This window comes from Bacteroides sp. AF20-13LB (genome assembly GCF_003603065.1).
GTDB lineage: Bacteria > Bacteroidota > Bacteroidia > Bacteroidales > Bacteroidaceae > Bacteroides > Bacteroides uniformis.
In genome coordinates this window covers 76,688-93,905 of the sequence record NZ_QTMH01000002.1, presented here as the reverse complement: position 1 = coordinate 93,905, position 17,218 = coordinate 76,688, and the positions used below count along the sequence as shown (strand labels likewise).

20 protein-coding genes are annotated in these 17,218 nt (G+C 44.9%); 13 read left to right on the top strand and 7 right to left on the bottom strand.

Annotation, left to right across the window (positions count from 1 at the left end):
- Window positions 1-118: 118 nt before the first annotated feature.
- Window positions 119-526 carry a PUR family DNA/RNA-binding protein gene (locus DWX62_RS02640; protein ID WP_005831798.1) on the bottom strand — a complete coding sequence of 136 codons (408 nt, stop codon included), beginning with the start codon at window positions 524-526 and terminating at the stop codon, window positions 119-121.
- 219 nt (window positions 527-745) lie between these two features.
- Between DWX62_RS02640 and nusB the strand changes: the two genes are divergently transcribed.
- The 5 genes from nusB to DWX62_RS02615 all read left to right on the top strand — a co-directional run bounded on the left by nusB (window position 746) and on the right by DWX62_RS02615 (window position 4,217).
- A complete protein-coding gene (gene nusB / locus DWX62_RS02635; RefSeq protein ID WP_005831796.1) occupies window positions 746-1,672 on the top strand; it encodes a transcription antitermination factor NusB in 927 nt (308 codons plus the stop codon).
- A gap of 38 nt (window positions 1,673-1,710) precedes the next feature.
- Window positions 1,711-2,046: a preprotein translocase subunit YajC gene (yajC, locus tag DWX62_RS02630; RefSeq protein WP_005831794.1), complete on the top strand. Its 336-nt coding sequence runs from the start codon at window positions 1,711-1,713 to the stop codon at window positions 2,044-2,046.
- Window positions 2,047-2,061: 15 nt separating this feature from the next.
- Window positions 2,062-3,078, top strand: a complete 1,017-nt coding sequence (locus tag DWX62_RS02625) for a YbbR-like domain-containing protein (protein ID WP_005831792.1) — start codon at window positions 2,062-2,064, stop codon at window positions 3,076-3,078.
- The gene (gene coaE, locus DWX62_RS02620; RefSeq protein ID WP_044469102.1) at window positions 3,068-3,676 is read left to right on the top strand and encodes a dephospho-CoA kinase; all 609 of its coding nucleotides are present in this window, start codon (window positions 3,068-3,070) and stop codon (window positions 3,674-3,676) included. Before DWX62_RS02625 ends, coaE begins: the two co-directional genes overlap by 11 nt.
- Before the next feature lie 109 nt (window positions 3,677-3,785).
- Complete coding sequence (locus tag DWX62_RS02615; protein ID WP_005832700.1) at window positions 3,786-4,217, top strand: DUF5606 domain-containing protein; 432 nt, start codon at window positions 3,786-3,788, stop codon at window positions 4,215-4,217.
- A gap of 85 nt (window positions 4,218-4,302) precedes the next feature.
- On the opposite strand, the gene clpB is transcribed toward DWX62_RS02615, so the two are convergent.
- A complete protein-coding gene (clpB, locus tag DWX62_RS02610) occupies window positions 4,303-6,897 on the bottom strand; it encodes an ATP-dependent chaperone ClpB (protein WP_057281688.1) in 2,595 nt (864 codons plus the stop codon).
- A gap of 543 nt (window positions 6,898-7,440) precedes the next feature.
- Between clpB and DWX62_RS02605 the strand changes: the two genes are divergently transcribed.
- The 3 genes from DWX62_RS02605 (at window position 7,441) to DWX62_RS02595 (ending at window position 10,074) form a co-directional block, all read left to right on the top strand.
- A complete protein-coding gene (locus tag DWX62_RS02605) occupies window positions 7,441-8,037 on the top strand; it encodes a DUF6621 family protein (protein WP_035448957.1) in 597 nt (198 codons plus the stop codon).
- A gap of 14 nt (window positions 8,038-8,051) precedes the next feature.
- The gene (locus DWX62_RS02600) at window positions 8,052-8,939 is read left to right on the top strand and encodes a LysR family transcriptional regulator (protein WP_057252305.1); all 888 of its coding nucleotides are present in this window, start codon (window positions 8,052-8,054) and stop codon (window positions 8,937-8,939) included.
- Window positions 8,940-9,051: 112 nt separating this feature from the next.
- Window positions 9,052-10,074 carry a putative sulfate exporter family transporter gene (locus DWX62_RS02595; RefSeq protein ID WP_008665419.1) on the top strand — a complete coding sequence of 341 codons (1,023 nt, stop codon included), beginning with the start codon at window positions 9,052-9,054 and terminating at the stop codon, window positions 10,072-10,074.
- On the opposite strand, the gene DWX62_RS22520 is transcribed toward DWX62_RS02595, so the two are convergent.
- Together DWX62_RS22520 and DWX62_RS02585 are read right to left on the bottom strand one after the other, a co-directional pair.
- A complete protein-coding gene (locus DWX62_RS22520) occupies window positions 10,062-10,373 on the bottom strand; it encodes a transcription termination/antitermination NusG family protein (RefSeq protein WP_034532981.1) in 312 nt (103 codons plus the stop codon). The two genes, DWX62_RS02595 and DWX62_RS22520, sit on opposite strands and share 13 nt — an antisense overlap.
- A gap of 2 nt (window positions 10,374-10,375) precedes the next feature.
- Complete coding sequence (locus tag DWX62_RS02585; RefSeq protein WP_008665422.1) at window positions 10,376-10,963, bottom strand: hypothetical protein; 588 nt, start codon at window positions 10,961-10,963, stop codon at window positions 10,376-10,378.
- A gap of 160 nt (window positions 10,964-11,123) precedes the next feature.
- Between DWX62_RS02585 and DWX62_RS02580 the strand changes: the two genes are divergently transcribed.
- From DWX62_RS02580 to DWX62_RS02565, 4 genes are all read left to right on the top strand, one after another.
- Window positions 11,124-11,468: a helix-turn-helix domain-containing protein gene (locus tag DWX62_RS02580; protein ID WP_005832695.1), complete on the top strand. Its 345-nt coding sequence runs from the start codon at window positions 11,124-11,126 to the stop codon at window positions 11,466-11,468.
- A 129-nt stretch (window positions 11,469-11,597) separates the two neighbouring features.
- Window positions 11,598-12,113: an RNA polymerase sigma factor gene (locus DWX62_RS02575; RefSeq protein ID WP_009038129.1), complete on the top strand. Its 516-nt coding sequence runs from the start codon at window positions 11,598-11,600 to the stop codon at window positions 12,111-12,113.
- Window positions 12,094-12,618, top strand: coding sequence for a hypothetical protein (locus DWX62_RS02570; protein ID WP_005832693.1), 525 nt, complete (start codon window positions 12,094-12,096; stop codon window positions 12,616-12,618). The genes DWX62_RS02575 and DWX62_RS02570 overlap by 20 nt, the downstream gene beginning before the upstream one ends.
- A gap of 6 nt (window positions 12,619-12,624) precedes the next feature.
- A complete protein-coding gene (locus DWX62_RS02565) occupies window positions 12,625-13,335 on the top strand; it encodes a DUF4252 domain-containing protein (RefSeq protein ID WP_057258657.1) in 711 nt (236 codons plus the stop codon).
- A gap of 67 nt (window positions 13,336-13,402) precedes the next feature.
- Here the strand turns inward: DWX62_RS02565 and recA are convergent, their stop codons facing one another.
- Genes recA through DWX62_RS02550 form a run of 3 tightly spaced genes read right to left on the bottom strand, consistent with a single transcriptional unit; the run spans window position 13,403 to window position 16,151 of the window.
- Complete coding sequence (gene recA / locus DWX62_RS02560) at window positions 13,403-14,440, bottom strand: recombinase RecA (RefSeq protein WP_005831765.1); 1,038 nt, start codon at window positions 14,438-14,440, stop codon at window positions 13,403-13,405.
- Window positions 14,441-14,458: 18 nt separating this feature from the next.
- On the bottom strand, window positions 14,459-14,905 hold the full coding sequence (gene bcp / locus DWX62_RS02555; protein ID WP_057258658.1) for a thioredoxin-dependent thiol peroxidase: 447 nt from the start codon (window positions 14,903-14,905) through the stop codon (window positions 14,459-14,461).
- Between the two features lie 52 nt (window positions 14,906-14,957).
- Window positions 14,958-16,151, bottom strand: coding sequence for a saccharopine dehydrogenase family protein (locus DWX62_RS02550; RefSeq protein ID WP_005831761.1), 1,194 nt, complete (start codon window positions 16,149-16,151; stop codon window positions 14,958-14,960).
- Window positions 16,152-16,346: 195 nt separating this feature from the next.
- Between DWX62_RS02550 and DWX62_RS02545 the strand changes: the two genes are divergently transcribed.
- Window positions 16,347-17,138, top strand: a complete 792-nt coding sequence (locus DWX62_RS02545; RefSeq protein ID WP_120172564.1) for an META domain-containing protein — start codon at window positions 16,347-16,349, stop codon at window positions 17,136-17,138.
- Window positions 17,139-17,218 lie beyond the last annotated feature (80 nt).

Here is a 17,218-nt window from a genome sequence, read left to right as displayed (position 1 = left end):
TCTAAATTAAGTAAATTTTTTGCTTAATTCACCATCACACGATGTGGCTTGCCACACGATGTTGCAAAAAAGCGGTGCAAAAGTACAGCTTCTTTTTGAATTATCAAAAGGTTATAACTTAAAATTCAATGTCTATCTTGATTTCTCCTTCCAATGAAGACGCTTTTTCCTCTTTCGGCAGTTCTTCTTTTCCCGTTTCGGGACTTTCAGCCTCTTCGTCAGTGGTATGTCTTGTATAGCAGCCTTGCTGTTCCTGGATGAAGCCGATGGCTTGCTGAAGTCCGTTCATGAACTTTTCAAAATCCTCTTTGTATAGAAAGATTTTGTGCTTTTCGAAACTTACCTGCGAGTCGTCTCCTTCGCCCATCACAATCTTCTTGCTTTCCGTGATGGCGAGAAACATTTCGTCTTTTCTGTTTTTCTTGACGTCTAAATAGTAGATGCGCTTACCTGCTTTGATGGATTGGGAGAATACAATCTCCTTGTCATTCATGTCCGCTGCGTTTTTCTTCTTAAAGTCTTCCATATTATAATAGGTCTCAATTTTGATATTATCACCTTAAAACTTGTATCTCGTAGCTTTTAGCTCTTTATCGGGCTCAAAATTGACGATTTTTTTTAAACTGTCAAAAGAAAAAGACCGGATAATCAATATCTGCATTAAAAAATGTGATTTATTTATGTAAACTCATTAAAAATGCCTACTTTTGCGCCTTGTTAAAACACTAGTATTTACTTTAGAATTATGATCAACAGAGTTCTTATTCGTCTTAAGATTATACAGATTGTATATGCTTATTATCAGAATGGCAGTAAAAATTTAGACTCAGCGGAGAAAGAATTGTTCTTTAGCCTTTCAAAGGCATACGACCTCTACAACTACCTGCTGATGCTGATGATAGCTTTGACGAACTACGCACAAAAACGTATTGATGCGGCAAAAGCTAAGCTGGCTCCCACTGCCGAGGAGCTGTATCCCAACATGAAATTTGTGGAAAACAAGTTCATAGCCCAGTTGGAAGTGAACAAACAATTGACGGAATTCATTGCCAACCAAAAGCGCACGTGGGCCAATGATGAAGACTTTGTCAAGGGATTGTATGAGAAAATTGTGGAATCAGATATATATAAGGAATATATGGCTTCTTCGGACAATTCTTACGAATACGACCGTGAATTGTGGAGAAAGCTGTATAAGACTTTTGTCTTCAACAACGAAGCCTTGGACAATGTGCTCGAAGACCAGAGCCTCTACTGGAATGACGACAAGGAGATTGTGGATACTTTCGTACTGAAAACCATCAAGCGCTTTGAAGAGAAGAATGGTGCCAATCAGGAACTTCTACCAGAGTTCAAGGATGAGGAAGACCAGGAATTTGCACGCCGTTTGTTCCGCCGTGCCATCTTGAACTGTGACTATTACCGTCACCTCATCAGCGAGAATACGCGTAATTGGGACTTGGACCGTGTAGCCTTTATGGACGTTGTTATCATGCAGTGTGCCTTGGCCGAAATATTAAGTTTCCCGAACATTCCGGTGAGTGTTTCGTTGAACGAATATGTCGATATTGCCAAAGTTTACAGCACGGCCAAAAGTGGCAGCTTCGTGAACGGTACATTGGATGGAATAGTTAATCAATTAAAAAAAGAAGGTAAGTTAACGAAAAACTAATACCTTTGTTTAATAATAGAAACCAAAACTGAGTATTTATGAACTTAATGACTGTATTCTTCCTGCAGGCTCCCGCTGCAGGCCCTGCCGGTGGTGGTAGCATGATGTGGATTATGCTGATAGCCATGTTCGTTATTATGTATTTCTTTATGATTCGTCCTCAAAACAAGAAGCAAAAGGAAATAGCAAACTTCCGTAAATCGCTTCAAGTGAATCAGAAAGTAATCACAGCTGGTGGTATCCATGGTGTTATCAAGGAAATCAACGACAATGATGTGGTGCTTGAAATCGCTTCTAACGTTAAGATTCGTATAGACAAGAATTCTATTTTTGCTGCAGCTGCTGATGCGAACAGCAGTCAGGCATCTAAATAATAGAAATGTGAGCCTATGTTTGAACGTAGGAACATACAACGTACATATCTGAAGATATCAAGAGAAGTGAAGGACTTTCTGCTTAGCGATAAAAGCAGGGAGTTCTTCATTTTTTTGTTTTTTTTCTTTGTAGCCGGTGGCTTCTGGCTCTTGCAGACCTTGAACAACGACTATGAGGCGGACTTTTCTATACCGGTGCGGCTGAAGGGAGTGCCCAATAATGTGGTGATTACCTCTGAACCTGCTTCAGAACTCCGTATCAAGGTAAAGGATAAGGGAACGGTACTGCTCAACTATATGTTGGGAAAGAGCTTTTATCCCGTTATTCTCGATTATGCCGATTATAAGGGCGTGGATAATCAAGTAAGGATATATCCCTCGCAGTTTGAAAAGAAAGTGCTGAACCAGCTGAATGCCTCTACCCGCCTGCTTTCCATGAAGCCGGATACATTGGAGTACATCTATTCGACGGGAGCCTCCAAACTGGTGCCGGTGAAGCTGCGCGGCACGCTGAGTGCCGGACGTGAGTATTATCTTTCGGATACGATATTCAGTCCCGATTCCGTATTGGTGTATGCGCCGCAAGGCGTGCTGGATACGATTGCTGTTGCCTATACGCAACCGGTGAAGCTGGAAGATATATCGGATACCTTGAGGCAGCAAGTCCCCCTGCGTATCCAGAAAGGTGTGAAGTTTGTGCCTTCTTCCATTGAGATGATGCTTCCGGTGGATATTTATACGGAAAAGACAGTGGAGGTGCCGTTGCGTGGCGTTAACTTTCCTGCCGACAAGGTGCTGCGCGCTTTCCCTTCCAAGGTGCAGGTCACGTTTCAGGTTGGTCTGAGTCATTTCAGGCAGATTAACGCTGATGATTTTCATATTTACGTGTCCTATGAGGAACTGCTCCGTCTGGGTTCCGACAAGTATACGGTAAAGATTAAGAATCTGCCGAAAGGGGTGAGCCAGGTACGCTTCAATCCGGCACAAGTGGATTTTCTGATAGAGCAAGTTTCTCCTGATTATGGCGATTAAGATAGGTATAACCGGTGGTATCGGTAGCGGAAAGAGTATGGTATCCCGGCTGTTGGAAGTGCTGGGTGTTCCCGTCTATATCTCGGACTTGGAAACGAAAAGGCTGATGGCATCCGATTCATTGATCCGCGAGGAATTGTCAGCTTTGCTTGGTGCGGAAGTGTATGCCGGTGGCACGCTGAACAAGCCTTTGTTGGCGTCTTATCTTTTCGGTAGTCCGGAGCATGCCAAAGAAATCAACTGTATTGTGCATCCTCGTGTAAAGGAGGATTTCAGGCGGTGGACACAATGCCGCACCGCTTTTCCCATTGTCGGTATAGAATCGGCCATTCTGGTCGAAGCGGGGTTTGCGGGTGAAGTGGATGCTATTGTTATGGTCTATGCGCCCGAAGAGGTGCGCATTTTACGTGCCGTCCGGCGGGATGCTTCCTCGCGCGAATTGATAGAAAAGCGTATCCGTAGCCAGATGAATGACGAAGAAAAGCGTAAATATGCAGATTTTGTCATTGTAAATGATGGCGAAACCCCATTGATTCCGCAAGTTTTAGAGCTAATCGGTTCGCTATCTGAAAAAATGCACTATCTGTTACGCAAATAGGCATCTCCTTAACAATAAAAATAAGCAAGCTTATTTTGTATTGTCTTCGGCTTACATTATCTTTGCCCCCCGAAAAAAATAACTACTAATCATCAAAACAGAATATATTATGTTGAAGACTATTTTGTCCATTTCCGGTAAACCGGGATTGTATAAGCTTGTTTCTCAGGGAAAAAATATGTTGATTGTAGAGTCGCTTGCAGACAAGAAGCGTTTCCCTGCCTATGGTAATGAGAAGATTATTTCTTTGGGCGATATCGCCATGTATACAGATACGGAAGATGTTCCTTTGAAGGAAGTGTTTCTTTCCATGAAGAAAAAGGAAAATGGTGCTGCCGTAGTGTTGGATTTGAAGAAAGCTACTGCTGATGACTTGCGTGCTTACCTGGCAGAGGTATTGCCTACCTTCGATCGCGACCGCGTATATCCGTCCGACATCAAGAAATTGATTGTTTGGTATAATTTGCTGGTGGCAAGCGGTATGACGGATTTTGAAGAAACTCCTGCGGCAGAAACGAAGGAGGAAAGCAAGGCCGAGTAATCGGAGAAGGATTGAAATACAAAATAAAAGAGGCGATTCTCAATAGTCGGGAATCGCCTCTTTTATTGGGGGATACGGATTGCTTTTAATTTCTGAAAACCAGTCCGTCGTCAGTGGTACTGGCATCCACTGTAATAGGCTTGCTGCGGTCTACTTCTTGGGACAGCAGCTTCTTCGACAAGTCGTTCAGCAAATAGTGCTGTATGGCACGTTTCACCGGACGGGCGCCGAATTCAGGGTCATAACCTGCATTGGCAAGGAAGTCTATGGCAGCATTTGTCAGAACAAGTTCCACGCCGTTACCGGAAAGCATCTTCTGCACACTCTTGATTTGGAGCACCACAATCTGCTTGATTTCGGGCTCTGTCAGCGGCAGGAACATGATGGTCTCGTCGATACGGTTCAGGAATTCCGGACGGATGGTCTTTTTCAGCATATTCATCACTTCCTTCTTGGTTTCCTCTACGATTTGCTCCTTATTGCTACTGTTTAGTTTCTCCATCTGGCTTTGGATATAGCCACTGCCCATGTTGGAGGTCATGATGATAATCGTATTCTTGAAGTTGACCGTACGCCCTTTGTTGTCCGTCAGACGTCCGTCATCCAGCACTTGCAGCAAGATGTTGAATACGTCCGGATGCGCTTTCTCGATTTCGTCGAACAGGACGACAGAATACGGTTTCCGCCTTACGGCTTCTGTCAGTTGTCCACCTTCATCGTAGCCCACATATCCCGGAGGCGCTCCAACCAGACGGGAAACGCTGTGTTTCTCCTGATACTCGCTCATGTCGATACGGGTCATCATTGTCTCGTCGTCAAAGAGGAACTCTGCCAGTGCCTTTGCCAATTCCGTCTTACCTACACCGGTGGTTCCCAGGAAAAGGAATGAGCCGATAGGACGTTTCGGGTCTTGCAGTCCGGCACGGCTGCGTCGTACGGCATCGGATACGGCCTCGATGGCTTCGTCCTGCCCGATAACCCGCTGGTGCAGTTCCGCCTCCAGATGCAACAGTTTGTCCTTTTCGCTTTGCAGCATCTTGCTTACCGGTATGCCGGTCCAGCGGGATACTACGTCGGCGATGTCTTCAGCGTCCACTTCCTCTTTAATCATGGCCTTGTCACCCTGCATTTCGTGCAGTTTTTGCTGCGTTTCTTCAATCTCCTGGTTCAGCGCTTGCAGTTTGCCGTAACGGATTTCGGCCACCCGGCCATAGTCGCCTTCCCGTTCTGCTTTGTCGGCCTCGAACTTCAGGTTCTCTATTTCCACCTTATTCTGCTGGATTTTGTTGACAAGGGTCTTTTCACTTTGCCATTTCGCTTTGTACGAGTTTTCCTGCTCCTTCAGCTCGGCAAGTTCTTTGCCGATTTGTTCCAGTTTGGGCTTGTCGTTTTCGCGCTTGATGGCTTCGCGTTCAATCTCCAGCTGCTTTATCTTACGCGAGATTTCGTCCAGTTCTTCCGGAACGGAATCGACTTCCATACGTAGCTTGGCAGCGGCTTCGTCCATCAGGTCGATAGCCTTGTCCGGCAAGAAACGGTCGGTGATGTAGCGGTTGCTCAACTCTACGGCGGCGATGATGGCATCGTCCTTAATCCGTACGTGGTGATGGTTCTCATAACGTTCCTTCAGACCACGCAGAATGGAGATGGTGCTCAGTGTATCCGGTTCGTTCACCATGACAATCTGGAAGCGGCGTTCCAACGCTTTGTCCTTTTCGAAATACTTCTGATATTCATCGAGGGTAGTGGCCCCGATGCTCCTCAGTTCACCGCGTGCCAGGGCGGGTTTCAGGATGTTGGCGGCATCCATGGCGCCTTCCCCCTTGCCGGCACCCACCAGGGTATGGATTTCATCAATGAAGAGGATAATGTCTCCTTCCGACTTCTTAACTTCGTTGATAACGGCCTTCAGACGTTCTTCAAATTCGCCTTTGTACTTGGCGCCGGCCACCAGTGCACCCATATCCAGGGAGTAGACTTGTTTGTTCTTCAAGTTCTCGGGGACGTCTCCACGCAAGATACGGTGGGCAAGTCCCTCTACGATAGCTGTTTTACCGGTACCCGGTTCACCGATAAGAATCGGGTTGTTCTTGGTACGTCGGCTCAGAATCTGCAGGACACGCCGTATCTCTTCGTCACGGCCGATGACGGGGTCCAGTTTGCCGCTGCGGGCTGCTTCGTTCAGATTGATGGCATACTTTTCCAATGACTGGTAAGTGTCTTCGCTGGATTGTGAAGTTACTTTTTCTCCTTTTCGCAGTTCGTTGATGGCTTCCCGCAGTTCGCGTTCCGTCATCCCGGCATCTTTCAGAATGGTGGATGCAGTGCTTTTCACATTCAGCAAAGCCAGCAGTACCGGTTCCAGGGAGACGAATTCATCACCCATTTCCTTGGAATATTGGGTGGCCTTCTGGAACACTTCGTTCGTTTCACGGCTCAGGTATGGCTCTCCGCCGGATACCTTGGGCAGAGAATCAATTTGCTTGTCCAGTACAAGTGCTATCTGCTGACCGTTCATGCCCAGCTTCTGGAAGATGAAGTTGGTGACATTTTCACCTACTTTCATCACGCTTTGAAGTACATGCACGGGCTCGATGGCCTGCTGTCCACGGCTTTGTACCAGGTTCACAGCCTCCTGCACTGCTTCTTGCGCTTTAATGGTAAAGTTGTTAAAGTTCATATTTTGTTCTCCTTTCTATTTTATCAGTTTCATAACACTTGGGGAGGCGCAAAAGATTTGCCATTGGCACATTTCGGACAAATTGTCTGCATATAAAATATGTAAAATGACAAATTGTCTGTAAATCAGTCGTTTTGTTTCTTTCTACTTCTTTAGATAAGAAGTTGGAGCAAAGTTCCTTTTCGTATTAAACTCTATTGGTTAAAGAGAAGGGCAAATAAGGATGTCATGCATGAGATGTGCATCTCATGTAGTACGAGGTGTACATCTCATGTAGTACGAGATGCACATCTCATGTAGTGAGGGCCTATATGTTTTAGTAGCTAAGTCTTCGTGTTCCAGCTCCAAGGTTCCCGTGTTGCGGAGGAAGGATATTCTCTTTCCGCTTCGGAGATATAGATTAATTGTTTGGGATGATACAAGTTATTGATAAATTTGTCGTACTTTTACTGCTTCAAAGTTTTGTGCTTTCTGTGTGGTAGGTTTTCGGAGCTCCGCTTGCAGAGGAGCATTATGTATAATCACGTATTAAAATAGAAGATAATGGAGGATAAGATAAAGTTTCCGGCAAATGTGATATTGATAGATGTTGCATTTCTGAATGAAGTGGTATATGGTGCAAAGAACTTTTTGGAAGGTAAGTTGGGACGGAAGCTACCCGATGTTGACCTGCCGGCATGGTTGAGCTATCTGGCATTGGACGCCGGCTTGAGAGAACAAGAAAATGAGGTGGAAGTGTTGCTGGTGCATACTCCGGCAGCGGACGTGCTGAAGTGTTGTGAACCATCCGATGTGAATAAACTGAATCACCAGGCATGCCGTACGCCGCTGGGCGAATTTGCATTTTCTTCCGTCACCTCTTCCGGTTTAGTCTCTACCGAAGAGTTGTTTCTTGACCTGATGAACCTGGCGCTTGATTCTGCGGATGTGAAGTGTTTGATGCTGTTGCCTTTCCATCAGGTATATGGTAATGGAGTGGAGGAGAAGCTGGCGGGTTTCTTCAAAGACAAGAGTGAAGAAGAACGGGGCAAAGTTGTGTACTTCATCACGGAGGAACCTCTGAGCCCGGTGTATTGCCGCCTGGAGCCGGTGTTTTATTCTTTGGCGCATGCATTCGGCATCAAGTCTGACGAGTTATAAGATATAAGAAGTATATGAGTGATTTCCGTTTAAAAGTGTTTCAGTCTGTTGCCAAGAACTTGAGTTTTACAAAGGCTTCGCAAGAGTTGTTTGTAAGTCAGCCGGCTATAACCAAGCATATCCAGGAGCTGGAGGCCACTTACCAGACGAGGCTTTTCGACCGGCAGGGAAGTAAAATCAGTTTGACCGAGTCGGGCCGGCTGCTTTTGGAGCATTGCGAACGGATATTGGAGGACTATAAACGGCTGGAATATGAAATGCACTTGTTACATAACGAATATATTGGCGAACTCAAGTTGGGAGCCAGCACTACCATTGCGCAGTATGTGCTTCCTCCGTTGCTGGGCAGTTTTATCGGCAAGTTTCCGCAGGTCAACTTGTCCTTGCTCAATGGAAATTCCCGGGAAATAGAAGCCGCTTTGCAGGAACACCGCATTGACTTGGGATTGGTGGAAGGGGTTTTCCGCCTTCCCAATCTGAAGTACACTACTTTTCTTGAGGATGAACTGGTAGCGGTAGTCCATTCCAAAAGCCGTTTACAATTGCCCGAAGAGATTACTCCCCAGGATTTGCTCGCTATTCCTTTAGTGCTTCGTGAGCGTGGTTCTGGTACGTTGGATGTGATAGAACGCTCGCTCCAGAAGCACGGCGTCAAGCTTGCCTCACTCCATGTACTGATGTACCTGGGTAGTACCGAAAGCATCAAGCTCTTTCTTGAAAACTCCGATTGCATGGGAATCGTGTCTATCCGTTCCATCTGCAAGGAACTGGCTGCAGGCACTTTCCGCGTGGTCGAGATAAAGGATATGCCCATGCTTCGCGACTTCTGCTTTGTCCAGTTGCAAGGGCAGGAAGGAGGATTGTCACAAGCCTTTATGAACTATATGTTTATGTCCCGATAACAATAAGTTATAGTCTATAAGTAGAAACGATTGGCGGGTGTACTAAAATAGAACTACCTTTGCACCCGGAAAATTAAGGAATAAACATTAGTAATATAGTAAAGTAAACAGTATGGTTTCAAATCGAGTTTTGGCTAAAAGCATTAATATGCCTTTTCTTCAAAGTAATAATAAATTTATTTATGTATCTCTTCTGGTTGTCCTCTCCTTCTTTCTGCTGCTGGATTATGTGCCCGGTATGCATGCCTATTCGGCATGGGTCACTCCGCCGTTGGCGTTGTTCTTGGGGTTGGCCTTTGCGTTGCTGTGTGGGCAGGCACATCCGAAGTTCAATAAGAAGACTTCAAAGTACCTGTTGCAATACTCTGTTGTAGGGTTAGGATTTGGAATGAATCTGCAGGCTTCCCTGGCTTCGGGCAAGGAGGGAATGGAGTTCACGATTATTTCTGTAGTGGGGACATTGCTCATAGGCTGGCTCATAGGACGTAAGTTCCTGAAAGTGGACCGTGACACTTCTTATCTTATCAGCTCCGGTACGGCTATCTGCGGAGGCAGTGCCATTGCGGCTGTGGGTCCGGTATTGAAGGCAAAGGACAGTGAGATGTCTGTGGCATTGGGCACCATCTTTATATTGAATGCCATTGCATTGTTTGTTTTTCCGATGATAGGCCACGCTTTGAACATGAGCCAGCATGAGTTCGGCACATGGGCGGCCATTGCCATACATGATACGAGTTCGGTAGTGGGAGCAGGTGCCGCATATGGCGAGGAGGCCCTGAAGGTGGCAACGACTATAAAGCTGACACGTGCCTTATGGATTATTCCTTTGGCTCTGGTAACTTCGTTCATCTTTAAGAGTAAGGGACAGAAAATCAGTATTCCCTGGTTCATCTTCTTCTTTGTGCTGGCTATGATTTTCAATACTTATGTGCTGGGGACTACCGAAACGGGTGCCATGATTGGGGAGGGAATCAATTCTTTGGCCCGCAAGACGCTGACTATCACTCTGTTCTTTATCGGTGCCTCTCTGTCACGTGATGTACTGAAGGCAGTAGGCATCAAGCCCTTGATACAAGGCACCTTGTTGTGGATAGTGATTAGTGTGAGCACGTTGGCATATATCTACTTGTTCTGATTGCATCGGTCCGGCAGTTCTTGAAGTATAACTTCCGGTTGAAGAAGTCGGTAGGATTTTTGCAACGTATTTCTTTCCTCATTGGATATATAGACGAATACACATCTCGGGATAACCGGGGTGTGTATTTCTTTTAATATCCTTCCCCATTGACGCCGGACCGGAGCAAGTGGAAGCCAAGTTATGATACCTTTTGCTTCCAGCATTGCTTTTGTCCTCGGTTCGGCGTGCTGACCAGTTAATACAATGTTCCAGAAATGTGGTTCTTTCAGCTGTTTTTTTATATCTTGAGAAGTCATAGTTAGTTCACTTTTTTGATGATAAAGTCGAAAGAGGTGAAGAATTGAGGGTGCTTACCGATAGATATGGGAAGGATAATGGTAATGGAGGAATTCCTTCCTTTCCGAATATCTTTCTTGTTGTATATTTGAGAGTTATTTGCCGTATAAGTTGTCACACCAATCTTTTGGCTTGTTTCTGCCTGGCTTTTTATTATTGCAAAGGGAGTTTCCGCTTCTGCCAGTATGGGGTATTTGACTTCTGAGGTTCTTCCGTCCACAATGAATTGCATATTTTCCCAGTTTATTCGGATATCTTCTGAAGAGTTGTTGCGAATTATAATTTCCCATTGGGAGTCGTTTGGAATAAACTTATAAGTAACCCCATCTTTTGTATACTCTAATTTCCCTTTTTGGTTCTCCAGCCATTTAAAGGATACTTGGCATCCCGCATCAACGTATTGTGCAGATAAAGTGGTTGGAAATAGGAGAAACAGCAAAATGGCCAGCTTATTTTTCTTCTTATATTTCCGGTAGTCATTGTATATCCATAGCATAATAAAAATAATGCCGATAGGGATGGCTATGAGAATACATGTCAGTAAATTCATGATAGCAGATATTATTTGTTTGTTTATATGAATATGTTGCAAAAGTATCATAAAATATTTGATAAAACAAACGAATTATGAATAAAAAGAACGATACATACAGACAAATTGGTATTGGTGTTCCTTATAATATGAATGATTAATTTGTACCTTCATATAAATGGAAAAAAGTAATATATACATCGGAGAGATAATCAAGAACGTGATGCTTGAACAGCAGGTTACCAAGGCGGAACTTGCACGAAGACTGAAAGTTAAGCCTCAAAGTGTAGACTATATGCTTACGAGAAAAAGTGTTGATACGGATACGTTGTATAATGTCTCACGTGCCTTGAACTACGATTTTGCTTTGTTGTATTCCATTCATAAGGAACAGATAAATTATGATACGTTAGAGCAGGAATACAGACTCTCCACAGCGAAGGTGTTGGTGGAGCTTGAGCTGAAGCCTGAAGACATTGCAAAATTGAATCTTAAAAAGCGGATTGCTGATGTCTTGAAATAAACGCACTCTTGGGCTGGTGCTATTGGTGTTTTCATTTTTTTTCCATTTTTTCTTCCTGGTCGTGTAACAAAATCCTTTCCCCCTACGTCTGAAGGGTATAAACAGGAATCTACTATTGATAAATAGCCCATGGACGCTGAAAGTTTTAAAAAAGAGTTTCTGCCATATCATCGCAAATTGTACTGCATAGCTTATAGGCTGTTGGAGAATGCTGCCGATGCTGAAGATTTGGTGCAGGAAGCTTATCTGAAGTTGTGGGACAAGCGGGAAGGACTGGCCATTATCAGTAATCCGGAAGCATTCAGCGTTACTCTGGTGAAAAATATGTGCTTTGATTTGCTTCGTTCGGGAAAGTATACTTTGAGCAGACAGAGTGTGGAGTTGGCCGAAGTGCATAATATGTCTCAAGCAGATAACTTTGAAGTGAGGGATGAAGTGCAGCAGGTAAGGCACATCATTGCCCATCTGCCGGTGCAACAGCAGAAAATAGTAACGTTGCGTGATGTCAAGGGATGTTCTTATGAAGAGATAGAGCAGGTCACGGGATTGAATGCTACCAATGTCCGTGTACTGTTGTCCCGGGCAAGAAAAAAGATACGTGAGGAATTTAATAAATGGAGTAACTATGAAAGTCGAGGAAATTGAAAGGCTGCTCGCCGAATTTTATGAAGGGAATACCAACGAGCAGGAAGAAGAGTTGTTGAAGGAAGCTTTCAGAACCGAAGAAGTGCCCGAGCACTTGCAGAAGGACAAGAAACTCTTTCTCAGCTTTTTTCCCGGGGAAGTGGTGGATAATGTTCCCGCCGGATTGGAGGATAAACTGAGCCGGATGATTGATGAAAAGGCTGAAGAGGAACAACGTTTTTTCCACCGGAACAAGGCCAAACGTAATTGGCGCTGGATAGGAGGTATTGCTGCCACCATTCTGGTTCTTGTAGGTGTAGGTTATGGCATTACGAACATGGGAGAGGATATGCGTCCTCCTACACCTCAGGACACTTTCTCTGATCCGGAAGCTGCTTATAAGGCATTGCAGGCCACTTTAATCGAGGTGTCTGCGAATCTGAACAAGGGAATTGAACAGATAGAGGAAACGCGGATAGACGTAACGAAGGTGAACCAGGAAGTAAGAAAAGAAATTCAACAATAATCTGATATGAAAACAATGAAAATGATTTTGGCAGGTGTACTGCTGATGTTGCCTTTGCTTTGCCAGGCACAGAAGAACCTATTCAACAAGTATGGAGATATGAAAGGCGTGTCGTCCGTCTACATATCCAAGGCAATGATAGAAACGAATCCCAACTTGTTTACTAAAGATGTTTATATTGGGAAAGTGTCCGGACAGTTGAACTCTGTGCAGGTACTTTCTACAATGGATAATAATGTAAAGAAAGAAATGCGTAAGGATCTTCGTTCTTTGGTGCAGTCTTCCAGATATGAATTGCTGATGAAGCAGAAGGGAACAGTCTCCAGTTCTGAATTCTACATGAGCCGTAAAGGGGAAAAGGTGAAGGAGCTGATTATGATTGTAGATGGTGCAGCCACTCTGAAATTTGTTTATTTGGAAGGTGATATGACTTTGAAGGATATACAGAATATCATGATGTATCAGAATACCAGCTGGAATGGTAACAATGTGAATATACAGCTTCCGGATATAAACTGGGCTGAGATAGAGAAGCTGAAGAACCGCGATTGGCTTGGAGAATTGAAGCATTCGCAAGAACTGGCATTGAAAGGGCTGGAAAATGTAGCTAAACTGAAAGACAACAAGTATCTGAAAGAACAAATGGATACCGATACATGGAAACGTTTTGAAAAAAGCATGGAGACTTTGGAAGAACGTTTGGAAAAGATGGAATAGGAAGCGGTAACCTTTTAGGGAAACTTGCCAATAGAATGTTTTGTTTTTCTATTGGCAAGTTTTTTTGTTATTTGTCTTTTCTCAATTCTGCAAAGATAAGCCCTTCAAGCTCTTCTGCCAGTTCCGGATTGTCAAGGATGACCTGCTTGGCGGCGTCGCGTCCCTGGGCAATTTTCGTCTCGTTATAGCTGAACCATGAGCCGCTTTTCTTGATGATGCCAAGCTCTGCACCCAAGTCAATGATTTCGCCTGCACGGGAGATGCCTTCACCGAACATGATGTCGAATTCCGCTCTACGGAAAGGAGGAGCTACCTTGTTCTTCACAACTTTCACTTTGGTCTGCTTGCCGATTACTTCATCGCCGTTCTTGATGGCTTGGCTTCCACGGATGTCAAGACGTACGGAGGCATAGAACTTCAGTGCATTACCGCCGGTAGTTGTTTCGGGATTGCCGAACATGACACCGATTTTTTCGCGCAACTGGTTGATGAAGATGCAGGTGGTGCGTGTTTTGCTGACAGCTGCCGTCAGTTTACGCAAGGCTTGTGACATGAGCCGGGCTTGCAGACCTACTTTGTTGTCACCCATATCGCCTTCAATTTCAGCTTTCGGGGTTAAGGCAGCCACAGAGTCCACTACAATGATGTCAATAGCGGAGGAACGGATCAGTTGCTCTGCGATTTCCAGTGCTTGTTCGCCATTGTCCGGCTGTGATATCAGCAGATTGTCCACATCCACACCCAGTTTTGCTGCATAGAAGCGGTCGAAAGCATGTTCTGCATCAATGAATGCGGCAATGCCTCCTGCCTTTTGCGCTTCGGCGATGGCATGAATGGCAAGGGTTGTCTTACCGGAAGATTCCGGGCCGTAAATCTCGATGATACGTCCGCGGGGATATCCTCCCACACCAAGAGCCACATTGAGGCCGATGGAACCTGTGGGAATAACTTCTACTTGTTCGACGCTTTCGTCGCCCATTTTCATGATAGAGCCTTTACCAAAGCTCTTTTCTATCTTGTCCATGGCAGCCTGCAAGGCTTTCAGTTTTTCGCCCGATGCCAGATTGCTGCCATTTTCAAAATTCAGTTCGTCTTTTTTTGCCACGTTGTTAATGTTTAATGATTATAAAATTTGTGCCGCATGGTCTTTGGTCTTCACTTCTTTCGGAGTGATGATGCGCTCTACAATACCTTCTTCATTAATGATGAAAGTTGTGCGGAACGTTCCCATATATTTGCGGCCATACATGCTTTTTTCGCCCCATACTCCGAATTGTTCTACCAGCTTCTTGTCGGTGTCTGCAATCAGGGTAAAAGGCAGATTGTTTTTCTCAATAAATTTCTGGTGTGACTTTTCGCTGTCCACACTGACGCCGATGACTTCATAACCGGCTTTGCGCAGGTCGGCATAATTATCCCGCAGGTTGCAGGCTTGTGCCGTGCAGCCGGATGTCATGTCTTTGGGGTAGAAGTAAAGTACAATCTTCTTTCCCTTATAGTCGCTCAAGCGGATTTCTTCACCTTTTTCGTTGATACCCAATACTTCGGGTGCTTTATCTCCTATATTCACTTTATTAATGTTTAATGATTAGTGGATAATGATTAATGTTTAATCATTAATTTCAAACTTCCAAGTCTCCGTCGATAATCTCATGCCAAGGCAGGCCTTGTTTGTTGAGCTGTTCCATGAACGGGTCCGGATTGAATTCTTCAACATTCCATACACCCGGTTTTTTCCACAATCCCTTGAGGAACATCATGGCACCAATCATGGCGGGCACACCGGTGGTATAGCTTACGCCCTGCATACCGGTTTCCTTGTAGGCCTCCTGGTGGCTACAGTTGTTATATACATAGTAGGTACGCTCTTTGCCATCCTTTAGTCCGCGGATGCGGCAACCGATGGATGTTTCGCCTTCGTAGTTTTCGCCCAGGTCTTGCGGGTTGGGGAGGACGGCTTTCAGGAATTGCAGCGGAACAATCTTCATGCCGTTATATTCCACTTCGTCTATGCGTGCCATGCCGATGTTCTGGATAACGCGCAGGTGGGTTAGATACTCTTGTCCAAACGTCATCCAGAAGCGTGCACGCTTGATGGTGGGGAAATTCTTCACCAGAGACTCCAGTTCTTCGTGATAAAGCAGGTAGGAGTCGCGCGGACCGATGTTCGGATAAGTCAGGTCTTTGTGGATTTCCAGCGGCTTGGTTGTCACCCATTCTCCGTTTTCATAATAGCGGCCGTTCTGTGTAATCTCACGGATATTGATTTCCGGATTGAAGTTGGTGGCGAATGCTTTATGATGATTTCCGGCATTGCAGTCTACGATGTCCAGATATTGTATTTCGTCAAAATGATGTTTGGCGGCGTATGCAGTATAGATGCCGCTCACTCCCGGGTCGAAACCGCAACCGAGGATGGCGGTCAGTCCGGCATCTTCGAAGCGTTTCTTATAGGCCCATTGCCAACTGTATTCAAAGTGGGCAACATCTTTCGGCTCATAATTGGCGGTATCCAGATAGTTGACTCCACTTTGCAGACAAGCCTCCATGATGGTGAGGTCTTGGTAGGGGAGGGCTACGTTGATGACGATTTCGGGTTTGAAACTATTGAAGAGTGCTACCAGTTCGTCCACGCTGTCGGCATCTACCTGGGCGGTTTTGATGTTCGGGTTACCGATTGCCTTGACAACAGCGTCACATTTGGACTTGGTGCGGCTGGCTATCATGATTTCTGTAAACACATCAGGATTTTGAGCCACTTTGTGCGCAACAACGGTACCTACACCGCCTGCACCGATAATAAGAACTTTACCCATTTCTTTGTACTATATTATTATATTAGGTTTATAAAAAATACGGAGAGCAAATATAAGGGTTAATTCTTAGATAAACATTAAAATCCTGCTAAATACTTTGAGGTAAATGCTTCAAATATTAAACAAATTACTTGCATTTGGGTTATTTTCTATATATTTGCCCCTTGAATAAATTAACTTAAACAACGAATAACAATGAAAAAAGTATTTGTTTCCCTATGCATGGCAAGCGTGTTGATGGGCTTGTCTTCTTGTGCATCAACCAAAAATGCCGCAACTCTTTCTTCCATCAGCGGTGAGTGGAATATTATTGAAGTGAATGGTACTGCCGTAGTCCCTGCTCCGGGTCAGGAATTTCCCTATATCGGTTTTGACACAAAGACTGGAAAAGTATTTGGCAACAGTGGTTGCAACCGTATGATGGGTTCGTTTGACGTGAATGCCAAACCCGGCACGATTGACCTTGGCGCTTTGGCAAGTACCCGTATGGCTTGTCCGGATATGACTGTAGAAAATAATGTGTTGTCGGCTTTGAACAAAGTGAAAAAGTATAAGAAGCTGGGAAAGGAAAATATAGCTTTATGCGGTGCTTCCAATCGTCCCATAGTCGTGTTGCAGAAGAAAGAGTCCGTTTCCAAGTTGTCTGATTTGGAAGGTAAGTGGATGATTAGTGAGGCTGCGGGCGAGGCTATTCCCGACGGAATGGAGAAGCAGCCGTTCATTGAATTTAATATTGCAGAAAAGCGCTTGCACGGCAATGCGGGTTGCAATCTGATTAACGGCGCTTTCCAGGTTGATGATGAAAATCCGTCGGCAATCTCTTTCCCGCAAGTTATCAGTACCATGATGGCATGCCCTGATATGGAGGTGGAAAGCCGTGTGCTGAAAGCCTTGAATTCCGTTCAGTCTTTTGGCAAGCTGGCAGGCGGAGGCATCGGGCTGTACGATGCTGACAATAACCTGGTGATGGTGTTGGTGAAGAACTGACAAGATAGGTTGAAATAATAAAGGCTCTTACAGAAATAATCTGCTAAGAGCCTTTTTTGCATCTTGACATAAAAAGGTCT

Coding starts and splice junctions, on each gene's coding strand:
- DWX62_RS02585 (WP_008665422.1), bottom strand. CDS start 10,963: ATGAATTTACTGACATGTATTCTCATAGCCATCCCTATCGGCATTATT.
- DWX62_RS02600 (WP_057252305.1), top strand. CDS start 8,052: ATGAGTGATTTCCGTTTAAAAGTGTTTCAGTCTGTTGCCAAGAACTTG.
- DWX62_RS02545 (WP_120172564.1), top strand. CDS start 16,347: ATGAAAAAAGTATTTGTTTCCCTATGCATGGCAAGCGTGTTGATGGGC.
- nusB (WP_005831796.1), top strand. CDS start 746: ATGATCAACAGAGTTCTTATTCGTCTTAAGATTATACAGATTGTATAT.
- DWX62_RS02580 (WP_005832695.1), top strand. CDS start 11,124: ATGGAAAAAAGTAATATATACATCGGAGAGATAATCAAGAACGTGATG.
- DWX62_RS02565 (WP_057258657.1), top strand. CDS start 12,625: ATGAAAACAATGAAAATGATTTTGGCAGGTGTACTGCTGATGTTGCCT.
- DWX62_RS02570 (WP_005832693.1), top strand. CDS start 12,094: ATGAAAGTCGAGGAAATTGAAAGGCTGCTCGCCGAATTTTATGAAGGG.
- DWX62_RS02595 (WP_008665419.1), top strand. CDS start 9,052: ATGGTTTCAAATCGAGTTTTGGCTAAAAGCATTAATATGCCTTTTCTT.
- DWX62_RS02625 (WP_005831792.1), top strand. CDS start 2,062: ATGTTTGAACGTAGGAACATACAACGTACATATCTGAAGATATCAAGA.
- DWX62_RS02550 (WP_005831761.1), bottom strand. CDS start 16,151: ATGGGTAAAGTTCTTATTATCGGTGCAGGCGGTGTAGGTACCGTTGTT.
- DWX62_RS22520 (WP_034532981.1), bottom strand. CDS start 10,373: ATGACTTCTCAAGATATAAAAAAACAGCTGAAAGAACCACATTTCTGG.
- DWX62_RS02575 (WP_009038129.1), top strand. CDS start 11,598: ATGGACGCTGAAAGTTTTAAAAAAGAGTTTCTGCCATATCATCGCAAA.
- clpB (WP_057281688.1), bottom strand. CDS start 6,897: ATGAACTTTAACAACTTTACCATTAAAGCGCAAGAAGCAGTGCAGGAG.
- yajC (WP_005831794.1), top strand. CDS start 1,711: ATGAACTTAATGACTGTATTCTTCCTGCAGGCTCCCGCTGCAGGCCCT.
- coaE (WP_044469102.1), top strand. CDS start 3,068: ATGGCGATTAAGATAGGTATAACCGGTGGTATCGGTAGCGGAAAGAGT.
- DWX62_RS02605 (WP_035448957.1), top strand. CDS start 7,441: ATGGAGGATAAGATAAAGTTTCCGGCAAATGTGATATTGATAGATGTT.
- DWX62_RS02615 (WP_005832700.1), top strand. CDS start 3,786: ATGTTGAAGACTATTTTGTCCATTTCCGGTAAACCGGGATTGTATAAG.
- DWX62_RS02640 (WP_005831798.1), bottom strand. CDS start 526: ATGGAAGACTTTAAGAAGAAAAACGCAGCGGACATGAATGACAAGGAG.